Here is an 18,989-nt window from a genome sequence, read left to right as displayed (position 1 = left end):
AGCGTGACAGCCCAGTGGGCACCCGATATGATTAACAAAGTGTTAATCTGATGCCTATGGAGCGGGGGCCCCAATGCTACGTGAACTGGTGCTGGCAGGGTTCATCATGGCGGTCGGTCTCTGCGTGGCCGGCATGGGGACGCACCTGTTCCAGTGGCTCAGCCGGGAACAGGCGATGCTGCGCTATGACGGGAAGACGATCTGGCACAGCTTCGGCAATCTCGCGATCAGCTTCGTGTGCGGCCCCTACATCCTGCTGCAGATGGGATGGCAACAGGAGCGTGACGGCACCCTGTCGATCAGCAGCGCGCTGATATCTGCCTTCGTCGCCTTCGGCTGGGCCTTCATTACCGGATTGCTGCTGATCGGCACGTGGTTCGCGCTAACCGGTGCGTAGGCGTCGGGCTCAGTTCGAAGCCACGATCGTTGGGCGCGCGTCGATGATGTCGACCCACTGTCCGGCGTTGGCCTGCGATTGGCGCTTGAGGAACTGGTAGGGCGTCTCGTTCCAGAGCAGAACCCGGCTGTCCTGGTTGTCCAGCACCAGATCGCCCCTGTCGGTCCGCACCATCAGGACGGCGTGTCCCTCGCCATTCGGCTGGCGAACGACAGTGATCAACAGGGTAGAGGGGTTCCAGCCGTCGGCGATCAGCGCCTGGCGCTTGGCCAGCACGAAGTCCTCGCAATCGCCGTAGCCCTCGGGATAGGCCCAGAACTCGGTGACCTTGTAGTAGTCTTGGTCGGTCATCGGCACGATGGCTGTGTTGATCAGGTTGTTCACCTCGACCAGGTGTTGCCAGCGCCGCGAGGTCAACTCCACCGCGGCTACGGGGTGGCTGTTGGGGCCGCATTCGGGGCGGTGTGCCTTGCAGAACTCGGAAGCGCCAACCGGAATGCTGGTCTTGCCGCCGATCTGGGCGAAGGCCGGATGGGCGAAGTCGATGGTGTCCGCCCGAACCGGCATCGCCAGAATGAACACCGCCATGACCAGCGCGATGGCTGCTGTGATGAACGACTTGACCTGCGACATCGTGATTGCCCCCTGACGGAAGCAACGATGCCGGGGGCGAATTGCCCCGACCCGAAAACTGCGAGCTAGTTTTTAGGCGAAAGCGATCAATATCGGTAAGGTTCCGTTAGCCGGCCCCGGGCGCAGTTCAGCTGACTCGGAGGTTCTGCTGGACGACGGTGAGCATTTCCTGTGCGGAGGCAAATTCCACCGCGACACCGTCAGGGAAATGGCGGATTACCCGCGCACGCATTCTGCCCAGCGTCACCGGCGTACCCATGGCCGGGCGAACCGCCAACTCGATGGCGGCACCAGAGAGCGATATGTCGATGATCTTGCAATTGTAGCGCCGACCATCGTCGAGCACCACCGTCGAATGCCGGTTGTCCGGTACGACGCGCTCGTGGCGGCGATCCTCGGGCAGGTTGAGCACATCGCGATTGGCAAGCCAGGTCAGTTGTGCTGCCATCTTGTCGCGCTTGCGTGGTGTGGCGGAGATATCCATCTCGAAACCGCCATCGATCACGCTGGTGATGTTGCCTTCGATCCGTCCCATGTTGTCGAGGTAGGCCACCACGCGCTCGCCTGCACTCCCCGAAACCGGGGCGATCACCATGGCGTCGCCGGGCGACATCGCCAGCACCTGGCAGGGAAATTCCCGTCGGTCCGTCAGCATATAGCGGCCGAGAACCGAGATCTTCACGCGCTGGAACCGCGGCATCTGTGCGTAGGTGCGCGCTGGACGAGCGAGACGCGGCGGACTGGGTTCGTCGGAGATCATCGGGCGACCGGACCGGACTCGATAGGGATTGAGTCCAAGGCTAGCCAGTTTTGGTTAACCGAATGTCTCCGTGGCCGCCGCTATTCGCCTCAGATGCGGGCTTTTCAGCGTCGTCCGCCGTCAATGACCGCCAGGTGCGCATACCGGCGGGCGCTGCGACCATAGACCGTGGCGGTGAGGGGCGGCGGCATCGCGGAGCTGGCAGTCGCGAATGCCAGTTCCTCGTGACGCGGCACTGCTGTGGCGACGTCGCGTGCCAGTTCGGCGTGGGAGACATCATCGGGCCAGATCAGCCTGAGGCCGGTGATGCGTTGTTCCATGATTGGCTGCACGCCAAACCAATAGGGTTCGTCGAGTGCGGTCATGGCGCCAAGCAGGCGAGAGTGAGTAGTGCCGTTGTGGCGCAGCGGCAGCAAGATGGTCTCTATGGTCAGCCGCGTGTTCACCGCTGTGCTGCCCTGGAAGGTCACGAGGGCAACGGCATGGTCCTCGGTGACCGCCTTGACCAGCGTCTCCATGGCGTCGCGATCGCGATCGTGCCACAGGCGCGAGAACGATCGGCCCTTGAGCTCCCGGGCGTAGGCGGAGCAAAGATGTGAGCCCGCGAGCCGAAAGTCGAACTCGTTGTGCTCGTTGAGCTCGAGGATGAAGGTGTTGGCCAGCGCCGACCGGATGCGGGTCGGATCGATGTCGCGGCGGTCCGGCGCAGACCGGGAGCCTCGCAGTGCATTCCAGTAGTCGAAGAGCGTCTTGGTGCTCGTTTTCTGCATCTCGGACCCGCTTGCCAAACCCCAGCGCGCCCCGATCTAGGGAGCAACCGCCGCCGGGATGCACACTCGCAAAACGGCCGGCGGAAATCGCCCTTAAACATTTGTTAGGGTTAACGCACGGGGTGCCGTGTGGATAATTCGGGGGATTGGAGTACAAAGGCGTCAGAACCGGGAGCCGGTGGGTCTGACGTGAAGAAAAGCCAACAAAATCAGCATGAAGGACCAAACGAACCGGCAATCCTGCTGCCAGCCGTCATTATTGGGGTGATCGGCCTGATGGTGGCAGTCCACCTGGCCCGAACGCTGGCCCTTAACGAACAGGGGAACTTCGAGCTCGAACTCTGGCTGGCCTTCATCCCCTACAGAATCCTGGCGGGGCAGGGCAGTCCGGACCTCTGGATCCCACTGGTCTGGACGCCTTTCACGCACGCATTCCTGCATGCCGGATGGGAACATCTGGGTTTCAACTCAGTCTGGCTGGCGGTGTTCGGGACGCCGATGGCGCAGCGCTACGGGGGGTGGAAAACTGTTGCGCTCTTTCTCGTCAGTGCAGCGATGGGGGCGGCAGTCTTCGCCCTTACGGTGCTGCCGAACAACCAGTGGTTGATCGGAGCGTCAGGAGGCGTCTCGGGCCTCACGGGCGCAGTGTGCCGCTTCATGTTTCAGCCGGTCGTCGTTGCCGAGGACCCCAAGACCGGCGAGCGGGTGATTCTGGGGAGACGCCTTGCGACCTATGGCGAGCTGTTCCATAGCCGGCGGGCCGGCCCCTTCATCGCGATCTGGTTGATCCTGAACGCCGCTGTGCCCTTCCTGCCCGCTTTGATCGGCCAGTCGGTCGGCATCGCCTGGCAGGCGCATCTGGGCGGATTCATCGCCGGACTGGCCCTGGTTCCACTGCTCGAGCAGCGCGTGAGGAGTTGAGGATGGACGATGCCCGAATCGAAGCGCTCGAAAGCAAGGTCGCCTACCAGGAGCAGGCCATCGACCAGCTCGGTGAGGCGCTTGCCGAGCACTATCGCCAGATCGAGACCCTGAAGCGCGAGGTCGCAAACCTGCGGGCTCAATTGCGTGACGTCGAGGCCCACCCGGCACTGTCAGCAGGTCGCGAACCGCCACCCCCGCACTATTGATGCCGATAGACCTCGGCCGGGTCGAAGAGGGGACGCTCGCCGCTGTCGCTGAGGTGCTGCGGTCCATCGACAAGGCGGTAGAAGCAGCTCTTCCTGCCCGTATGGCATGCCGCCCCACGGCCGGTCTGCTCGACCAGCAGCAACACTGCATCCTGATCACAATCGATGCGCATCTCGACGACCTTTTGGACTTCTCCGGAGCTCTCGCCCTTTTTCCAGATTCGTCCGCGCGAGCGCGACCAGTAGTGGGCAAGGCCGGTTTCGATCGTGAGGTGCAGTGCCTCGGCGTTCATGTGCGCGACCATCAGAACGCGATGGCTGCCCGCCTCCTGCGCGACTGCGGTGACCAGCCCATATGCGTCGAATTTCGGCGCGAACAGGCGACCTTCCTCGATGTCGTCATGACTAAGGGTTCCGGGGTCGGCAAAGGGTGCGCTCATGATGCGGCAGTATCACCGCCCCGAGCGGACGTCAAAACTCGGCTCTTCGGCGTTACCCGGATTTCACCGCGCCGCTCCCGATCGAGGGCACGAAGTCGGTCCATCGCCGCCACGCGCAACTCCGACGTGATCGCCGCCGTGGCTTAGCCCCGCTTGCCCACCAGGGAGAAGAACCTGTCCTGCTGGTCACGATCCTCGGCGAAGACGCCGGTAAATCGGTGGGTGATCGTCAGTGCTCCGTGTGCCCGGACGCCGCGCATCGACATGCACATGTGCTCGGCCTCGATCATCACCGCCGCACCCCTCGGATTGAGGTACTCGTTGATGGCGTCGATGATCTGCGCCGTCAGGTTCTCCTGAACCTGCAGACGCCGCGCAAAGACATCCACGAGGCGGGCCAGCTTGCTCAGCCCGACAACGCCGTACTGCGGCAGGTAGGCAACGTGCACCTTGCCGACGAAGGGCACCATGTGATGTTCGCAATGGGAGGAGAACGGGATATCACGCACCAGCACAATATCGTCGTAGCCACCAACCTCCTTGAAGGTGGTGCTGAGGACTTCCTCGGCCTGTTGCTCGTAGCCGGCGAAGAACTCGCCGAAGGCCTTGGTCACCCGCTTGGGCGTATCCAGCAGCCCCTCTCGGGCCGGGTTGTCTCCGGCCCAGGCGATCAGCGTGCGTACGGCAGCCTCGGCCTCCTCTCTGGTGGGGCGGGCGATCGTGGCGGCAGACGTGTCGGAATGGCGCGGCGTAACGCAGACGTCCATCAGGGGCTCCCCGGTCAATTTCAGACGACATACGGCTGATGTCGTCGCACGGTTCACGGATCGGCCAGTGACGACGGACGCCGCTGACTTGCTAGGGTACGATGACTATATAGCTCGACAGCGACTCCGCTCAAGCAACGGTTTTGTGTGAACGATGGATCTCAGCGATCTCTATTCCGAAAAGATCCTCGAAATCGCCGGCAACCAGCCGATTCCCGGGCGACTGGCCGACGCCGACGCTTCGGCGCGCAAGGTCAGCCGCGTGTGCGGATCGACCATCGAGGTGGACATCAAGGTTCGCGACGGGACGATTGTCGGCTATGGCCACGAAATCCAGGCGTGTGCCCTCGGACAGACCTCAGCCGCCGTCGTCGCGGCAAACGTGGTCGGCGCATCGACGTCGGAGTTCAGGCGGGTTCGCGACGAGATGACGGCGATGCTGAAGGCCGAAGGGCCGCCGCCCGGCGGCGATCGATGGGCGGACCTCAGGTACCTCGAGCCGGTGCGCGAGTACCGCCCGCGGCACACGTCGACCCTGTTGGTTTTCGAGGCGGTCTGCGCCGCACTCGACCAGATCGATGCGGGGCGCTCCGATGCGTGACGCGGTCCGCCTGTTATGGACGATCGTCGACTGGCCGTTCCGTGTGGCCAGCTACCTGCTGCTGCAGGGGTATCGCTACAGCCTGTCGATGTTCATGGGTCGCAACTGCCGGCATGCGCCCAGTTGCTCGGAGTTCACCCGCGACGCGATATGGCGTCACGGCTTCTGGCCGGGCGGCTGGATGGGGGCCGCGCGCCTCTGGCGCTGCCGACCCGGCGGTACGCATGGGTTCGATCCGGTACCCGACACAGTACCTGCTGGGTCCCGCTGGTACGTGCCCTGGACCTACGGACGCTGGAAATAGTACGACCCGACGGCCGCCGCATGGTCGCTGTCCCTCGTCAGGGCGATGGTGGGCTCCTTCCCGCTCGGTGCGTCCGCTTGGCGATTTCCACGGCCCCATGCTAGAGACCGCGCCGTGCCGGACGTGTGCCGGCCGTAACCCATTGGAGATGAAAATGACGATCAAGGTGACGTTCCCCGACGGTGCAGTGCGCGATTATCCGCGTGGCACCACCGGGACCACCGTCGTCGAGTCCATCTCCGTCAGCCTCGCCAAGAAGACGGTCGCCATGAGGTGGAATGGGGTCCTCGGCGACCTCTCCGATCCGCTCGAGGCGGATGGGGCCATCGAGTTCGTGTTCCGCGACAGCCGGGACGGCCTCGGGCTGATCAGGCACGATGCCGCCCATGTGCTCGCCGAAGCGGTGCAGGAGCTCTGGCCGACGACACAGGTCACCATCGGTCCGGTGATCGAGAACGGCTTCTACTACGACTTCAAGCGCGACACGCCGTTTTCGGAGGATGACTTCCCGGTCATCGAGAAGAAGATGGCCGAGATCATCGGGCGCGGGGCGGCCTTCACCAAGGAGGTCTGGAGCCGTGACGAGGCCAAGCGCGTGTTCGCCGCCAAGGGGGAGACCTTCAAGGTCGAACTCGTCGATGCCATCCCGGAAGACCAGCAGGTGAAGATCTACAGGCAGGGGCAGTGGTTCGATCTCTGCCGTGGCCCGCACATGCGCTCGACCAAGGATGTCGGGACGGCCTTCAAGCTCACCAAGGTGGCCGGTGCCTATTGGCGCGGCGACAGCCGCAATCCTGTGCTGAGTCGCCTGTACGGGACGGCCTTCGCGACGCAGAAGGAGCTGGACGAATACGTGACCATGCTCGAGGAGGCGGAGAAGCGGGACCATCGCAAAATCGGCCGTGACCTCAACCTGTTCCACCTGCAGGAAGAAGCTCAGGGTTCGGTTTTCTGGCACCCGAAGGGGTTCGTCATCTACAATCAGATGGAAGCCTATATTCGCCGACGCCTGAACCAGTCCGGCTATGTCGAGGTCAAGACACCGCAACTGATGAACGCCAAGTTCTGGGTGGCGTCCGGCCACTGGGGCAAGTACCGCGAGAACATGTTCGTGGTGCCCGACGAGGTCCCCAATACGGACGAGGACGGGCCGGTGCTGAAGGGGGAGGGCGAGTACATGGCCCTCAAGCCGATGAACTGTCCCGCCCATATTCAGATCTTCAAGCAGGGCATCAAGTCCTACCGCGACCTGCCGGTGCGCATGGCCGAGTTCGGCTGCTGCCATCGCAACGAGGCGCACGGGGCCCTGCACGGGCTGATGCGGGTGCGACAGATGACGCAGGACGACGCCCATATCTTCTGCCGGCTGGACCAGGTTCAGCAGGAGACGGAAGCGTTCTGCAACCTGCTCGACCAAGTCTACACGGACATGGGCTTCACCGACGTGACCATCCGGCTCGCCACGCGTCCGGCGCAGCGCGGCGGAACCGAGGAGATGTGGGACTTCGTCGAGAAGGCGCTTGGCGATGCCCTCCGCGCCACCGGCCGTGACTTCCAGGTCGCGCCGGGGGACGGGGCCTTCTATGGCCCGAAGCTCGAGTTCCATCTCAGGGACGCCATCGGCCGCTCGTGGCAACTGGGCACGCTGCAGCTCGACGCGCTGCTGCCCGAACGACTTGATGCAGCCTATGTCGCCGAGGATGGTACGCGGCAGCGGCCGATCATGCTGCACAGGGCGATCCTTGGTTCCCTCGAGCGTTTCATCGGCATGATGCTCGAAAGCTACGCAGGCAAGATGCCGCTCTGGCTGTCCCCGGTGCAGGTGGTGGTCGCGACCATCGTGTCGGAGGCCGACGACTACGCCGCGAAGCTGGTTGCCCGCCTCAGGGCCGGCGGCATCCGGGCCGAACTCGACGCCCGCAACGAGAAGATCAACTACAAGGTGCGCGAGCACTCCGTGCAGAAGGTGCCGCTGATGTTCGTGGTCGGCAAGCGCGAGGCGGATGAGGGGACCGTCTCGGTCCGTCGCCTTGGCAGCGACGGCCAGAAGGTCATGGCGGCAACGGATGCTGTGATCGCGCTGATGGCGGAGGCCGTTCCGCCGGACCTCAAGGCGGCGGCAGCCGCCTGAGTCACCGGTCGCGGCCGCTCAGGCGGCCGCGATCTGGAGTGTGATTCTTCGCGTGGTGCGAATCGGCGACGGTGGCGCCGTGCGGACGAGCAGTTGCGCCGCTGCAGCACCGGCGTTCCGGTAGGCAAACACCGCTCCGGGCGGCACGCGAGCCCAGTTGCCCGCTCCGACAACGGCGGTGGCGCCGTTGATCATGACTTCGATCGTGCCCCGACAGACCACCAGAAGCGTCTCGGCGGTCTCGTGGCGAATTGCGCCCGACTGCTCGGTCGGCGACAGTCCAACGGCATGCGCGAGGTACCGCATGCCGGCGCCCGACGGATTGGCGATGTGAACGACCCGGTTGTCGACGATGAGGAAAGCGTGCTGCGCCATGGCGGACCCTCCGCGGAAGTTTCGCCCCGTCCGCCGGCCTGCCCTATCGTTGCGCCGATGAACCGCAGTTGAACAACCCGCGATTGAGGGGGCAGCTAGCGAATAACCGGATCCTGGAACTGCACGCCCAGTTCCTTGAGTGTGCGCCACATCACCAGGCAGTTCTGTGGCCGCACCTTGGGCACGACAAGATCAAACGTGCGGGGAATGGGCGCCACGCCGCTGACGACTTCCAGCTTGGCGCCGGTCTCGGAGAGGTTGCGGATGATGCAGGGCGTGCGGCCACGCCCACCATCGAAGACGATCGTAGCCTCGATGAACGTGTTGCGCCGGACCGAAAGGCGCTTTTCTATCCTGGTATCCAATCTGCGGCTCCCCAATGCCGGTGGAGTATGGGGCATGGCGGGTTGGGGATTTGCATAATCGATCGGTAGAATTTTATACGCTGCTACTCGAGACCGGCCAGCTCCAGCCCCATGAGGTAGCGTGACAGCAGCGACGGATACATGAAGCGCAGGCCGTCGGCGACCCCTGCGAGCGTGACGTTTGCATGTGCCCGACGGAACAGGGCGAGGGACTCGCCGGCGGCCGTGACATCGCCATGATGGGCGAGGTAGACGGCCAGGTCGCGGTGCGGCCAGGTCAGTCCGGGACGTTCGGCCAGCGCCCGGCGCGCCCAGGCAATCGCCTCCTGCGTCCGCCCGTCGGCGAAGTTGGCAAGGCCCATACCGAGATGCATGTTGAAGGCGAACGGATCCATCGGAGAGAGCCGGGCCGAGCGCTCGAAGGCCACAAGGCCTTGGTCGGGCGCCCCGAGGTAGACGTAACCCCAGCCGCGCCGCATCCAGGCCCAGGCGTGGTTTGGATCGAGTTCCAGCGCGCGGTCCGCGAACTGGGCCGCCTGCGCCACGTCGCCACCGAGGGTCATCATGGCGGACGCGAGTGCCGTCAGCGCGGTCGGATCGTCGCCAACCGTCTCGGTAGCCGTTTCGACCAGGCGGCGCGCCATCTGCCGTTCTGCTGCGAAATCGCTCGACCAGTTGTAGGCCACCTGCTGGCCATGTGCCCAGGCGGCGAGGGCCGCCGCCAGCCCATATCCCGGTTCGAGTGACAGGGCGCGTGACAGCAGCGCGATGGCTTCGGCATTGTCCTCGGGACGGTGAGCCCAAAGATGCGGGAGCGCGCGCATCACCATGTCGTAGGCGGCCAGTGTATCGGGGCGCTTCTTCCTGGCGCGTTCGACCTCGGCTCGACGGATGGATGGCTGGATGGCGCTTGCCACTTCCGCGGCCATGCGGTCCTGCAGATCGAACAGATCCGCCACCGCGCCATCGACCTTGTTCGACCAGATATGTGCCCCGGCTTCGGCCTCGACCAGTTGCGCGGTGATGCGGACGCGTTCGCCGACCCGGCGCACGGAGCCCTCGACGACATAGCGCACGCCGAGATCGCGCCCCACCTGGCGGACGTCGATCCCGGCGCGGCCCTTGTAGGCAAAGGCCGAGTTGCGGGCGATGACGAAGAAGTCCTTCACGCGGCTGAGCGTTGCGGTGATCTCCTCGACCACGGCATCGGCAAAGTACCCCTGATCGGCCTCGCCCGACAGGTTGTCGAAGGGGAGCACGACGACTGATGGACGATGGCTGGGTGCCGCGGAGATCGGCAGGACGGGTTCGCGCTGCCGCTGCGCCCCACCGGGGTGCCATGTGTATATGCGGACCGTCTTGGATATGTTCTTGAGTTCGGTGGGCCCCATGTCGGTGAACTCGAGGTCCAGGTGCCCGTCCAGGTACTGGTACATCCACTTGGTGATGCACATGCCACCCGCCGGGGCGTGATTCTGCACCCTCACGGCGAGGTTGATGCCGCTGCCGTATAGATCGTCGCCGGCAACCAGAACGTCGGCCAGCACGATCCCGGCCCGTATCTGGAACAGCTCGCCCCCCGGGCCGTGAATCTTGCGGTCGAAGATCTCCCGCTGCAGCTCGGCAGTCCACTGTACCGCAGCGATGACACTGTTGAACTCGGCCAGCACGCCGTCACCCATGGTCTTGAAGACCTTGCCACCGGCGGCCCCGATAGTGCGCGCGATCAGCCGCTCGTAGACCCGCTGCACGAGGCGCAGGGTCTGACGCTCGTTGCGCTCGACGAGGCGGGAGTATCCCACCACGTCCAGCGAGACTATGGGGACCAGACGACGGTCGGGTTGGGCCATGCAATGCGGCTCTGCTTCAAGCTTCCGCTCTATAGCATCCGCATTTGTGGCGATGGTAGCGCCGGTTTCGGCAGCACCGGAAAATGTCGAACGGCCTCCGTCAGACCCGCCAGGCTCAGGAGGCCTTCAGCCAGTGGGCGCTCCGCAGCCGTTCCTCCAGCGCTCCAGCCGACATCGGTCGGGCAAAGGCATAGCCCTGCAGGATGTCGCAGCCCAGGTCCCGCAGGATATCGGCCTGTGCGAATGTCTCGACACCCTCTGCCACGACCTTGATGCCGAGCGACCTGCCGATGTCGATCAGGGAGCCGACCAGGCGACGCTGCTCCTTGGACGTGGTCAGCGAATCGAGGAACTGCCGGTCGATCTTGAAACGGGATGGCCGCAGCTTGAGCAGGCTGAGGATGGAGGCATGTCCGGTACCGAAGTCGTCGATCGCGAGCTCGATGCCGAGGTCGCGGATCTGTTCGAGGTTCCAGCTCACCATGTCGTCGATTTCATCGAGAAAGATCGATTCAAGCAGCTCGAAACACACGGTGCCCGGCTCGAAGCTCAACTCCCTCAGGCTGGCCACCAACTGCTCGTCGCGAAGACGGCGGAAGGAGACGTTTACTGACACCGAAGGCACGTCCAGACCACTCGCCCGCCAGCGACGGTGATCGTCGACAACCTGCCGGAGTATCTTGCTGTCGATCGTCGTGACGACGTTGAGATCTTCGGCGATGCTGAGAAAACGTGATGGCGGCAGCACGCCGGCTCTGGGATGTCGCCAGCGCGCGAGGGCCTCGACGCTGCTGAGTGCCATGGTCTTGGCGTCGAACAGCGGCTGATAGTAGGGGAGGAACTCGTCCTGCTCGATCGCTTGCAGGATGTCGTCGGCCACCCGCTTGGTATTGACCGCCTCGGTCTGCAGGGCCTCGGAGAAGAACTCGAAGGTGTTCTTGCCGCGGGCCTTGGCCCGATAGAGAGCGATGTCGGCATCGATCATCAGCCGCACCGGGTCGACGTCGCCGCCGTGACGGGCGGCAATGCCGATGGACGCGCCAAAGCGGCAGTAGTGCCCCAGATAGGGCACGGGCCGGCGCATCTGTTCGATAATGCCTCCGGCCAGCTCGATCAGCCGGTTCTGTCCGCCGCCATAACTGCACACGATGATGAACTCGTCACCGCCGACACGGGCCACGAAGTCCGCAGGGCCGAGGTGCCGCCGCAACAGTTCGGCGGCATGGACGAGCATGGCATCGCCCGCGATGTGACCCAGCGTGTCGTTGATCTGCTTGAACCGATCCAGGTCGACATGCAGGAGGGCGACGCTGTCGCCTTTTTCGGCAGCTCTCTCGGCGCGTTCCGAGAGCACCTGATCGAGGTATCGCCTGTTCGGCAGCCCCGTCAGCGTGTCATGCAGGGCGTTGTGCTCGATCCGCGCCTTGGCGGCTTCCAGTTCCGTGTTGCGGGCTTCGGCCAGGTCCTTGGCGCGCTGCAGGTCGCGATGCGCGGCGACTTCGTCGGTGACGTCCCAATTGGCCCCCAGCATCCTCGGGATGCCGAGGGAGTCGAGGTACCACATGCCTTTGGTGCGAATGTGCCGGACCTCGCCGTCGCCACGGATGATGCGGAACTCCGACTCGTAGCCGCATCGGTTCTCGACCGCCGCGGCCACACGCTGCTGCGCGCCTGACGCATCCTCTGGATGGAGACAGCCCTCCCAGTCGGTCCGACCGATTGGCGTATCTGTCGGGAAACCGTACATCTCGCGCACACGGGCGTCCCAGAACAGCTCCCCGGTCGCAAGGTTCGCCTCGAAGACGCCGATGCGCGATACCTCGAGCGCCAGTTCGAGCCGGTGCGACAGGCGGACCATGGTCTCTTCTGCGCGCTTCTGCTCGGTGATGTCGGTGTCGGTTCCGACGATGCGCCGGGGCCGGCCATCGGGATACCACTCGACAGGGGCCCCGAGGCTCGAGATCCAGACGTACTCTCCACTGCGGTGCCGCTCCCGGTATTCCATGTGCACGCGCGCCAATTCGCCGCTGTGCTGGCGGGCAATCAGATCGGTGATCCGCGGCAGATCGTCGGGGTGAACCCGATCCGCCCAGACGCCGTGGTCGTCCTCCGGATCGCCGTCCGGATGCATGCCGCGCATCGTGCGCCAGGTCCGCGAGTGGTAGACTATGCCGGTCTCGACGTCGGAATCCCAAACGCCCTGGTGAGCGCTCTGCAACGCAATTTCCCAGCGGCTCTCGCTGCGCTCGAGGGCAGCCGACATGCTGCGGAGTGCCGTGATATCCTGGACGATTCCCCACAGGCCGCCATCTGCATCCTTGCGAATCCATGCGGTGCAGTTGCGCCAGTGATCGTTGGCACCGCGCAGGCGGAACTCGACGGCGACCGGCGGCTGATCGGCGCGCGCCTGGCGCAGCGCGGCGATGAGCATGTGGCGTTGCTGGGCGGGGATCCGGCGCAGCAGCGGACGGACGTCTGTCGCCACAACGCCGAGTATGTTGCGCAGTCCCTCCGAACACCACAGCCCGCGATCCTGCGACCACCCCCAGCGTCCAAAGCCGGCGAGCGCCTCGGTCTCGGCCATGTGCCGGCGCGGGTCCGATCTCCTCGGAGTCCCGCTGGTGCGGCGCATCGGCGGCCGCGGGAGCGTCATCTGCACAGTCCTCCAGGGCCGTATTGGCTCGACCTCAGGAGGCCAGTCTGCGCGTCGGGACTTTAGATTGTCTTACACGGACGCATCGCAGTCCCGATCACCCGGCACCGCAGGATTGCCGGTTCCGGTTCGACACACAGATGAATGGAGATATGCCCGGTCCATGGGGACAACCAGCCAGCTTCTGCAAAATCGACAACGTCACCGCAAGTACGGTCACCGGTTCGGCGGCGCGACCGGTGGAGCGGTCAGTAGACGGTGGTCAGGACCTCGATCTCCTTGGCGACGCCGGCGATCACCTGGAACTCGCGGTTGTAGACCTGCTCGCCACGCTTGGCGAAGACCATGTAGTCGCCTTCCGCCAGTACGGTCGACGGAAAGGCACCGATGCTGCTGAAGACGGTCTGCCCGTCCGTCGTCTTGACGGTCCAGTCTATATCGGCGATCGCCTCTCCGCCCGCCTCGGAGACAAGCTTGAACGACATCTGCGAGGCGCGGTGATAGAGCGTGGCCTCGGTCATCTGGCCGGGCTCCACGCGCAGGTCCGCGCGCACCACCGCGTTGATGTCCCCAAAATAGGAGACGACGTGGTAGGTTCCAGCGTTCAGCGTGACGATGGCGTTGGGGCTGAGGTTCTGGGCGACGAGGACGCGATCCGCATCGCTGCCCGCCGTGAAGACGTCGAACCGTAAGAGGTTGATCGGAATGGCGATGTCACCGGCCACGGCGGCGTTGAGCCGCATCGCCCCGGCATCAAGCACCAGCGACTTGCGGTTGTCGCCCTGTTCGACCTGAAGAGTGTCGGTGGTCTGAGCCCGCCCGTAGGCGACGTGCACGACATAGGCGCCCGGGGGCAGCTGGAAGCGGGCCGTGGCATCCTCGGACTTGGCCGCCAGGGCGAGATCGCCCGAGGCATCGGTGCGGGTCTCGAAGATGCGCCAGACGAGCCCATCCGGGATCTGCTGGCCGTCATCCGTAATCCTCGCGACCAGGGTCACCGATTGTGGCATGGCCGCGACTTCCGCCGCTGCCTTGGCGGCCGCCAGTTCGGCGGCGTCGACGGGCGCTGCTTCCGGGGCGGGGGCAACCTCGGCGATCACATCCGCAACGGCATTATCCCGGACCTGCTCGACGGCGATCGGCATGCGGTCGGAGCGCCGCGGCATCGGCACGGGTGGATCTTCGGCGAGCGCGAAGCTCGTTGCCAGCAGCGACACCAAGCCGAGTGCGCCGATCCAGGTCGAAATCCTCAACTGCCAACCCCGCAATTCGGAATCGCCAGCCGATTCCACAGAGCGCGGCATCGTGCCTACGCTTGGATTGGGGAAAAGCTGTGTCATAAGCTCCTTGGCCCTGCAAGGATCGGAACATGACCATCAACGCTTCGTTGCGCGACTATCTCAGAACCCGCCGCTCGGTCGGCATCGGCTTTCTCAAGGACCCCGGACCGACGCCGGAGGAACTGCAGGAAATCCTGCTGATGGGTTGTCGGGTGCCCGATCACGGCAAGTTCGTGCCGTGGCGGCTGGTGCTGATTTCCGGCGACGCGCGCCAGCGGGCAGGGGAGCGGCTTGCCGAGATCGCCAAGCGGAACCGGCCAGACCTCGACGAGGCGGGGCTGGAGCTCGAGCGGCGCCAGTTCTTGCCGGCGCCACTGACAATCGGCGTCGTGTTCTCTCCCAAGCCCAATCCCAAAGCCCCCGAGATCGAGCAGCTGCTCTCCGCCGGCGCGGTGTGCTTCAACCTGTGCAACGCCGCCTTCGCCATGGGCTACGCCGCGAGCTGGGTGACGCGCTGGTTCGCGTTCGACGCAGCGGCGCAACAGATGCTGGGGGCACGTGGCGGCGAGCGCTTCGTCGGGTTCGTGCACATCGGCACGCCGACCATGGTCCCCGAGGATCGCGACCGGCCAGTTCTCGACGCGATCGTCAGCTCCTGGGAAGGCTAACGCTTCGTTAACCATCCGAGCGCATCAGTTAAGCAATAGTTGACGGAGTGCGTGGGAAGCCCATGGGTGTCGCCCCGATAGCGGTGCCACAGAAACTCGCCTTTGCCATCGACCAGGCGGGCGACAAGAGTGATGTCGACTTCGACTACCTGCTGCAGACGGCCATCCGCGAAAGCAGCCTCAATCCATCGGCGAGGGCGCCGACCTCAAGTGCCACGGGGCTGTTCCAGTTCCTCGACAGTACCTGGCTTCAGGTGATGAAACAGGAGGGACCGCGGCTCGGCTACCAGGCCTACGCAGATGCGATCCAGGTCGATCGCGACGGCGATTACTTCATTGCAGACAAGGCGATGCGGAAGGAAGTGCTGAAGCTGCGCGAGGATCCGCAGGTATCTGCCGACCTTGCCGCAGCCTTCACCCGCAGCAACGGCCAGTATCTGCAGGCCCGGTTCGGACGGATGCCGAGCCCCGGGGAACTGTATATTGCGCACTTTCTCGGGGCACAGGGCGCCGAGAAGTTCTTCAATGCCGGCCTGCATGACCCCGATGCGGTCGCTGCGAAGCTGTTTCCACGTCAGGCGAGGGCGAATCCGACGATCTTCTATGATCAGGGCGAGGCCCGGACCATACGTGAGGTGTACAAGGTCCTCGTCGCCAAGCATGTCGGTGCCGTTCCGGTGGCCGTTGATCCCGGCTTCTCTGCGCAGCAACTGGCGTCGCAGCCCGAGGTGCCGCCAGCGGACGATGTCCCGCCGGACCTGCCGCCAGGTAACGAGAATTTCCCGCTCGAACCGCTCCCCGTGGCTCAGCCCATACCGTCGCGCTATGCGGCGGAGCCGATCTCGTTCACCACGCTGTTCGCCAACCAGTCGGCAGTTCCGGGGCGGGTGCTGATCAGCCCGAGCGAGGAGTCGCAAGGTTCGGCGCTGTTCACCCAGCTCTATGGACAGGGTCGCTGAGGTTAACGGGGCCTTGCCGGGCATGGTGAACCGTTCCTTAAGTCTTCCCCCGCTAGCCTGATCCGGTAGCTGCCGGAGACGTGCATGGTCGCCTACCAGGATTTCGTCGCGCTTTGTCAGTCGACTGACAGCGAGGACCGCGGGCGCGCGGCGCACCTTGCCGCCAAGGCCTACCTCGGACACCACGGTCCGGCCGACGAGCACGCCGCGCTCTATGCGGCGCTGATCGGCTTTCTGGACGATCCCTCGGTGCGCGTGCGGGGTGCGCTGGCCTACGGGTTGCTGCATGCCGCTGAGGCCCCCCGGCCGGTGCTGCTGGCTCTGCTACACGACAGCCCGGTGATTGCGCGGGCCGTGGTGCAGTACTCGCCGGCCCTGGTCGATGCCGACCTGATGTCGCTGATCCCAAAGGCTGATGAAGCGATGCGCCATGCCATCGCGATGCGGGAGCACCTCAGTGCGAGGGTGGCGGCCGCGCTCATTGCCACCGCGGACCGCACGCTGACCCTACGGCTGGTGGAGCGGTCGGACGTGGCGGTGCCGGCCCAGGTTCTGGCACGACTGGCAGCAGACGATGGGCTGCAGGACGCCGAGATTCGCGGTGCACTTCTGTCGCGCGCCGACCTGCCGCCGAGCGCCCGGCTGCGGTTGGTTGGAGCTGTGGTCGAGGCCCTGCGCGGGACGCGCCTAGTCTGTGGCGCTGTTCCGGCAAATCGGCTGGATCGCCTGTTGCGCGATGCCGCCGACACGGCGTTGACTGGGATCGGGGAAGTCGAGGCGGCCGCGGGCAGGGAGCCCTATGCCGCTGAACTGGTCGACACGGAGAAGGTCTCGACCCGGGTCATGCTGCACGCCCTGGTGCAGGGGCACGTGCTCTTCTTCGCCGACTGTCTGGCCGAACTCAGTCAGGTTCCGCGCGACAAGGTGTTCACGCTTCTGGAGTTCGGCAGCCGATCCGCGCTCAATGCGCTGCTGGTGCGTTGCGGGCTGGGCGAAGCCGTGCGCAACCTGCTGTGCAGGCTGATCTTTTACGCCCGCGCGGCCGATCTGGCAGACGACCTTGCCGGCCGGCACTTCGTGGTCACCGCGCTCACGGAAGAACTGATCGCGGAGCACCGTGGGCATCTCCCCGCCGAACTGGAAGAGGCGTTCGCCTACCTCAGCGAGCAGAATGTCATCCTGGCCCGTCGGGCGGCAAAAGGGGTGATGAGCGCCTTCGCGGGAACGACCCAGGCGAGCCTGCCGGCTGCCGCCCTGGCTCCGGAGCACCGCCTGGCTCTGCCGGCCGCCTAAGGCTGGCCGGGCCGCAGCGGGCCTCAGTAGCGGAACTGCTCGCTCAGCACGCGCTCCTCGAGCCCCGTGCCGGGATCGAACAGCAATGTCACGTGCCGCTCGCGGTTCTCCCGGACCGTTACCTCCATGACACGCTGGAACTCGACGTTGTCGGCCACAGCACTGACCGGGCGCTTCTCGGGCTCGTGCGTGCGAAAGGTGACCACGGCCCGGTTGTTGAGGATAGCCCCGCGCCAGCGCCGCGGTCGGAACGGAGAAATCGGCGTCAGCGCCAGGAGGGGTGAATCGATCGGCAGGATCGGTCCGTGCGCCGACAGGTTGTAGGCGGTGGAGCCGGCCGGAGTGGAGAGCAGCACGCCGTCGCAGATCAACTCATCGAGGCGCGTGTGCCCGTCGATGACGATCTCGATCTTGACCGCCTGATAGGTCATGCGGAACAGCGATACCTCGTTGAGCGCGAGGGCCGTCCGGACGCTGCCGTCACTGAGGTGCACCTGCATTTCGAGCGGATAGATGCGGGTCGGCTTGGCCGCGGCAACCCGGTCGGGCAGTCCCTCGGCCGAGTACTCATTCATCAGGAAGCCCACCGAACCGAAGTTCATGCCGTAGACCGGCACGCTCAGTTCCATCGTGCGGTGCAGGGTCTGGAGCATCAGTCCGTCGCCGCCGAGGGCGACGATCACGGCGGCACGATCGGGGCCGCAGTCGCCATACCGATCGCGCAGGAGGGCGGCCGCCGCGTCAGCCTCCGGGGTTCCACTCGACACGAAACTGATCGACGCGTCCGGGTTCTCCACCGCGGGCTCCTCACTTGCGGCCTGCTGCCTAGCATGGGCCAACCGTGCGGGAAAGAACGGGTTGATCGTCACTGCGTAGTCAACTACATGGGCGGCAACAGATTTGAGGACAGAATGCGTACCGAGATTGCCAAGGTGGTCGCCGAAATCGAGCAGGTCATAAGCCTGCTGAGGAGGCATCTTTGACTGGGATACCGCGCAAGCCCGCCTAGACGACCTCACCGCCCGTACGGAGCACCCCGAGTTCTGGGCCGACCCGGAGAAGGCCCGCCCGATCATGCAGAAGCGCGACGAACTGGATGCGCAGATCGGCATGGTCCGGCGTCTCGAGGCATCGATCCGCGACAATGCGGAACTGATCGAGATGGGCGAGGCGGAAGGCGATGCGGCGATCGTCAAGGAGGCCGAGCAGGCCCTCGGCGAGACGCTGAAGGAAGCACGGTCGGCACAGGTGGAGACCCTGCTGTCCGGCGAGGCAGACGGCAACGACTGCTACCTCGAGATCCACTCGGGCGCCGGTGGTACCGAGAGCCAGGATTGGGCCAGCATGCTGCTGCGCATGTATACCCGCTGGGCCGAGCGCCGGAAGTTCAAGGTCGAGACCATGGAACTCCACGACGGCGAAGAAGCCGGGATCAAGTCCGCCACGGTCAAGATCTCCGGTCACAACGCCTATGGCTGGCTCAAGACAGAGAGCGGGGTGCACCGGCTGGTGCGCATCTCCCCCTATGACAGCGCCGCGCGCCGCCACACCAGCTTCTCGAGTGCGTGGATCTACCCGGTGGTCGACGACACGATCAACATCGAGATCAATGA

20 protein-coding genes and 1 pseudogene are annotated in these 18,989 nt (G+C 64.9%); 10 read left to right on the top strand and 11 right to left on the bottom strand.

Annotated features, from left to right (window positions below; translation table 11 throughout):
- Window positions 1–73: 73 nt before the first annotated feature.
- A complete protein-coding gene (locus ACE3TU_RS04890; RefSeq protein WP_374620948.1) occupies window positions 74–397 on the top strand; it encodes a hypothetical protein in 324 nt (107 codons plus the stop codon).
- A 9-nt stretch (window positions 398–406) separates the two neighbouring features.
- Here the strand turns inward: ACE3TU_RS04890 and ACE3TU_RS04885 are convergent, their stop codons facing one another.
- From ACE3TU_RS04885 to ACE3TU_RS04875, 3 genes are all read right to left on the bottom strand, one after another.
- Window positions 407–1,030 carry a transglutaminase-like cysteine peptidase gene (locus ACE3TU_RS04885; protein WP_374620946.1) on the bottom strand — a complete coding sequence of 208 codons (624 nt, stop codon included), beginning with the start codon at window positions 1,028–1,030 and terminating at the stop codon, window positions 407–409.
- A gap of 127 nt (window positions 1,031–1,157) precedes the next feature.
- Window positions 1,158–1,730 (bottom strand): PilZ domain-containing protein, encoded by a 573-nt coding sequence (locus ACE3TU_RS04880; RefSeq protein WP_374620974.1) that lies wholly within the window; start codon window positions 1,728–1,730, stop codon window positions 1,158–1,160.
- 164 nt (window positions 1,731–1,894) lie between these two features.
- Window positions 1,895–2,560 (bottom strand): PAS domain-containing protein, encoded by a 666-nt coding sequence (locus ACE3TU_RS04875; protein ID WP_374620943.1) that lies wholly within the window; start codon window positions 2,558–2,560, stop codon window positions 1,895–1,897.
- Window positions 2,561–2,749: 189 nt separating this feature from the next.
- On the opposite strand from ACE3TU_RS04875, the gene ACE3TU_RS04870 reads away from it, so the two are divergent.
- Window positions 2,750–3,481: a rhomboid family intramembrane serine protease gene (locus ACE3TU_RS04870; RefSeq protein WP_374620940.1), complete on the top strand. Its 732-nt coding sequence runs from the start codon at window positions 2,750–2,752 to the stop codon at window positions 3,479–3,481.
- A 2-nt stretch (window positions 3,482–3,483) separates the two neighbouring features.
- Window positions 3,484–3,690 carry a SlyX family protein gene (locus tag ACE3TU_RS04865; RefSeq protein WP_374620937.1) on the top strand — a complete coding sequence of 69 codons (207 nt, stop codon included), beginning with the start codon at window positions 3,484–3,486 and terminating at the stop codon, window positions 3,688–3,690.
- Here ACE3TU_RS04865 and hisI read toward each other — a convergent pair.
- Together hisI and folE are read right to left on the bottom strand one after the other, a co-directional pair.
- Window positions 3,684–4,130: a phosphoribosyl-AMP cyclohydrolase gene (gene hisI / locus ACE3TU_RS04860; RefSeq protein WP_374620935.1), complete on the bottom strand. Its 447-nt coding sequence runs from the start codon at window positions 4,128–4,130 to the stop codon at window positions 3,684–3,686. The genes ACE3TU_RS04865 and hisI overlap by 7 nt on opposite strands.
- 143 nt (window positions 4,131–4,273) lie before the next feature.
- Entirely contained in the window at window positions 4,274–4,897 is a 624-nt protein-coding gene (gene folE / locus ACE3TU_RS04855) for a GTP cyclohydrolase I FolE (RefSeq protein ID WP_374620933.1), read from the bottom strand.
- 154 nt (window positions 4,898–5,051) lie between these two features.
- Here folE and ACE3TU_RS04850 point away from each other — a divergent pair, with 154 nt between their 5' ends.
- The 3 genes from ACE3TU_RS04850 to thrS all read left to right on the top strand — a co-directional run bounded on the left by ACE3TU_RS04850 (window position 5,052) and on the right by thrS (window position 7,933).
- The gene (locus tag ACE3TU_RS04850) at window positions 5,052–5,498 is read left to right on the top strand and encodes an iron-sulfur cluster assembly scaffold protein (protein WP_374620931.1); all 447 of its coding nucleotides are present in this window, start codon (window positions 5,052–5,054) and stop codon (window positions 5,496–5,498) included.
- On the top strand, window positions 5,491–5,802 hold the full coding sequence (yidD, locus tag ACE3TU_RS04845; protein ID WP_374620929.1) for a membrane protein insertion efficiency factor YidD: 312 nt from the start codon (window positions 5,491–5,493) through the stop codon (window positions 5,800–5,802). Before ACE3TU_RS04850 ends, yidD begins: the two co-directional genes overlap by 8 nt.
- 148 nt (window positions 5,803–5,950) lie before the next feature.
- Window positions 5,951–7,933 carry a threonine--tRNA ligase gene (gene thrS, locus ACE3TU_RS04840; RefSeq protein WP_374620926.1) on the top strand — a complete coding sequence of 661 codons (1,983 nt, stop codon included), beginning with the start codon at window positions 5,951–5,953 and terminating at the stop codon, window positions 7,931–7,933.
- Window positions 7,934–7,951: 18 nt separating this feature from the next.
- Here thrS and ACE3TU_RS04835 read toward each other — a convergent pair whose 3' ends face one another.
- The 5 genes from ACE3TU_RS04835 to ACE3TU_RS04815 form a co-directional block, all read right to left on the bottom strand.
- Window positions 7,952–8,308, bottom strand: a complete 357-nt coding sequence (locus ACE3TU_RS04835; RefSeq protein ID WP_374620923.1) for a cupin domain-containing protein — start codon at window positions 8,306–8,308, stop codon at window positions 7,952–7,954.
- A 95-nt stretch (window positions 8,309–8,403) separates the two neighbouring features.
- The gene (locus ACE3TU_RS04830) at window positions 8,404–8,673 is read right to left on the bottom strand and encodes a PilZ domain-containing protein (RefSeq protein WP_374620920.1); all 270 of its coding nucleotides are present in this window, start codon (window positions 8,671–8,673) and stop codon (window positions 8,404–8,406) included.
- Between the two features lie 83 nt (window positions 8,674–8,756).
- Window positions 8,757–10,523: a tetratricopeptide repeat protein gene (locus ACE3TU_RS04825; protein ID WP_374620917.1), complete on the bottom strand. Its 1,767-nt coding sequence runs from the start codon at window positions 10,521–10,523 to the stop codon at window positions 8,757–8,759.
- Between the two features lie 115 nt (window positions 10,524–10,638).
- Window positions 10,639–13,176: a putative bifunctional diguanylate cyclase/phosphodiesterase gene (locus tag ACE3TU_RS04820; protein WP_374620914.1), complete on the bottom strand. Its 2,538-nt coding sequence runs from the start codon at window positions 13,174–13,176 to the stop codon at window positions 10,639–10,641.
- Between the two features lie 248 nt (window positions 13,177–13,424).
- A complete protein-coding gene (locus ACE3TU_RS04815) occupies window positions 13,425–14,429 on the bottom strand; it encodes a hypothetical protein (protein WP_374620911.1) in 1,005 nt (334 codons plus the stop codon).
- 116 nt (window positions 14,430–14,545) lie between these two features.
- On the opposite strand from ACE3TU_RS04815, the gene ACE3TU_RS04810 reads away from it, so the two are divergent.
- The 3 genes from ACE3TU_RS04810 to ACE3TU_RS04800 all read left to right on the top strand — a co-directional run bounded on the left by ACE3TU_RS04810 (window position 14,546) and on the right by ACE3TU_RS04800 (window position 17,376).
- Window positions 14,546–15,124, top strand: coding sequence for a nitroreductase (locus ACE3TU_RS04810; RefSeq protein ID WP_374620908.1), 579 nt, complete (start codon window positions 14,546–14,548; stop codon window positions 15,122–15,124).
- 62 nt (window positions 15,125–15,186) lie between these two features.
- Window positions 15,187–16,083 (top strand): transglycosylase SLT domain-containing protein, encoded by an 897-nt coding sequence (locus ACE3TU_RS04805; protein ID WP_374620906.1) that lies wholly within the window; start codon window positions 15,187–15,189, stop codon window positions 16,081–16,083.
- 84 nt (window positions 16,084–16,167) lie between these two features.
- Window positions 16,168–17,376 carry a DUF2336 domain-containing protein gene (locus ACE3TU_RS04800; RefSeq protein ID WP_374620903.1) on the top strand — a complete coding sequence of 403 codons (1,209 nt, stop codon included), beginning with the start codon at window positions 16,168–16,170 and terminating at the stop codon, window positions 17,374–17,376.
- A 23-nt stretch (window positions 17,377–17,399) separates the two neighbouring features.
- Here ACE3TU_RS04800 and ACE3TU_RS04795 read toward each other — a convergent pair whose 3' ends face one another.
- Window positions 17,400–18,173, bottom strand: coding sequence for an NAD kinase (locus ACE3TU_RS04795; protein WP_374620901.1), 774 nt, complete (start codon window positions 18,171–18,173; stop codon window positions 17,400–17,402).
- A gap of 114 nt (window positions 18,174–18,287) precedes the next feature.
- Between ACE3TU_RS04795 and ACE3TU_RS04790 the strand changes: the two are divergent.
- Window positions 18,288–18,989: pseudogene (locus ACE3TU_RS04790) on the top strand (PCRF domain-containing protein); the annotation flags it as partial.

The organism is Devosia sp. (assembly GCF_041917035.1).
Classification (GTDB): domain Bacteria; phylum Pseudomonadota; class Alphaproteobacteria; order Rhizobiales; family Devosiaceae; genus Devosia_A.
Note: the sequence above shows the minus strand (reverse complement) of the source record. Positions and strands in the feature narration are given on the sequence as shown.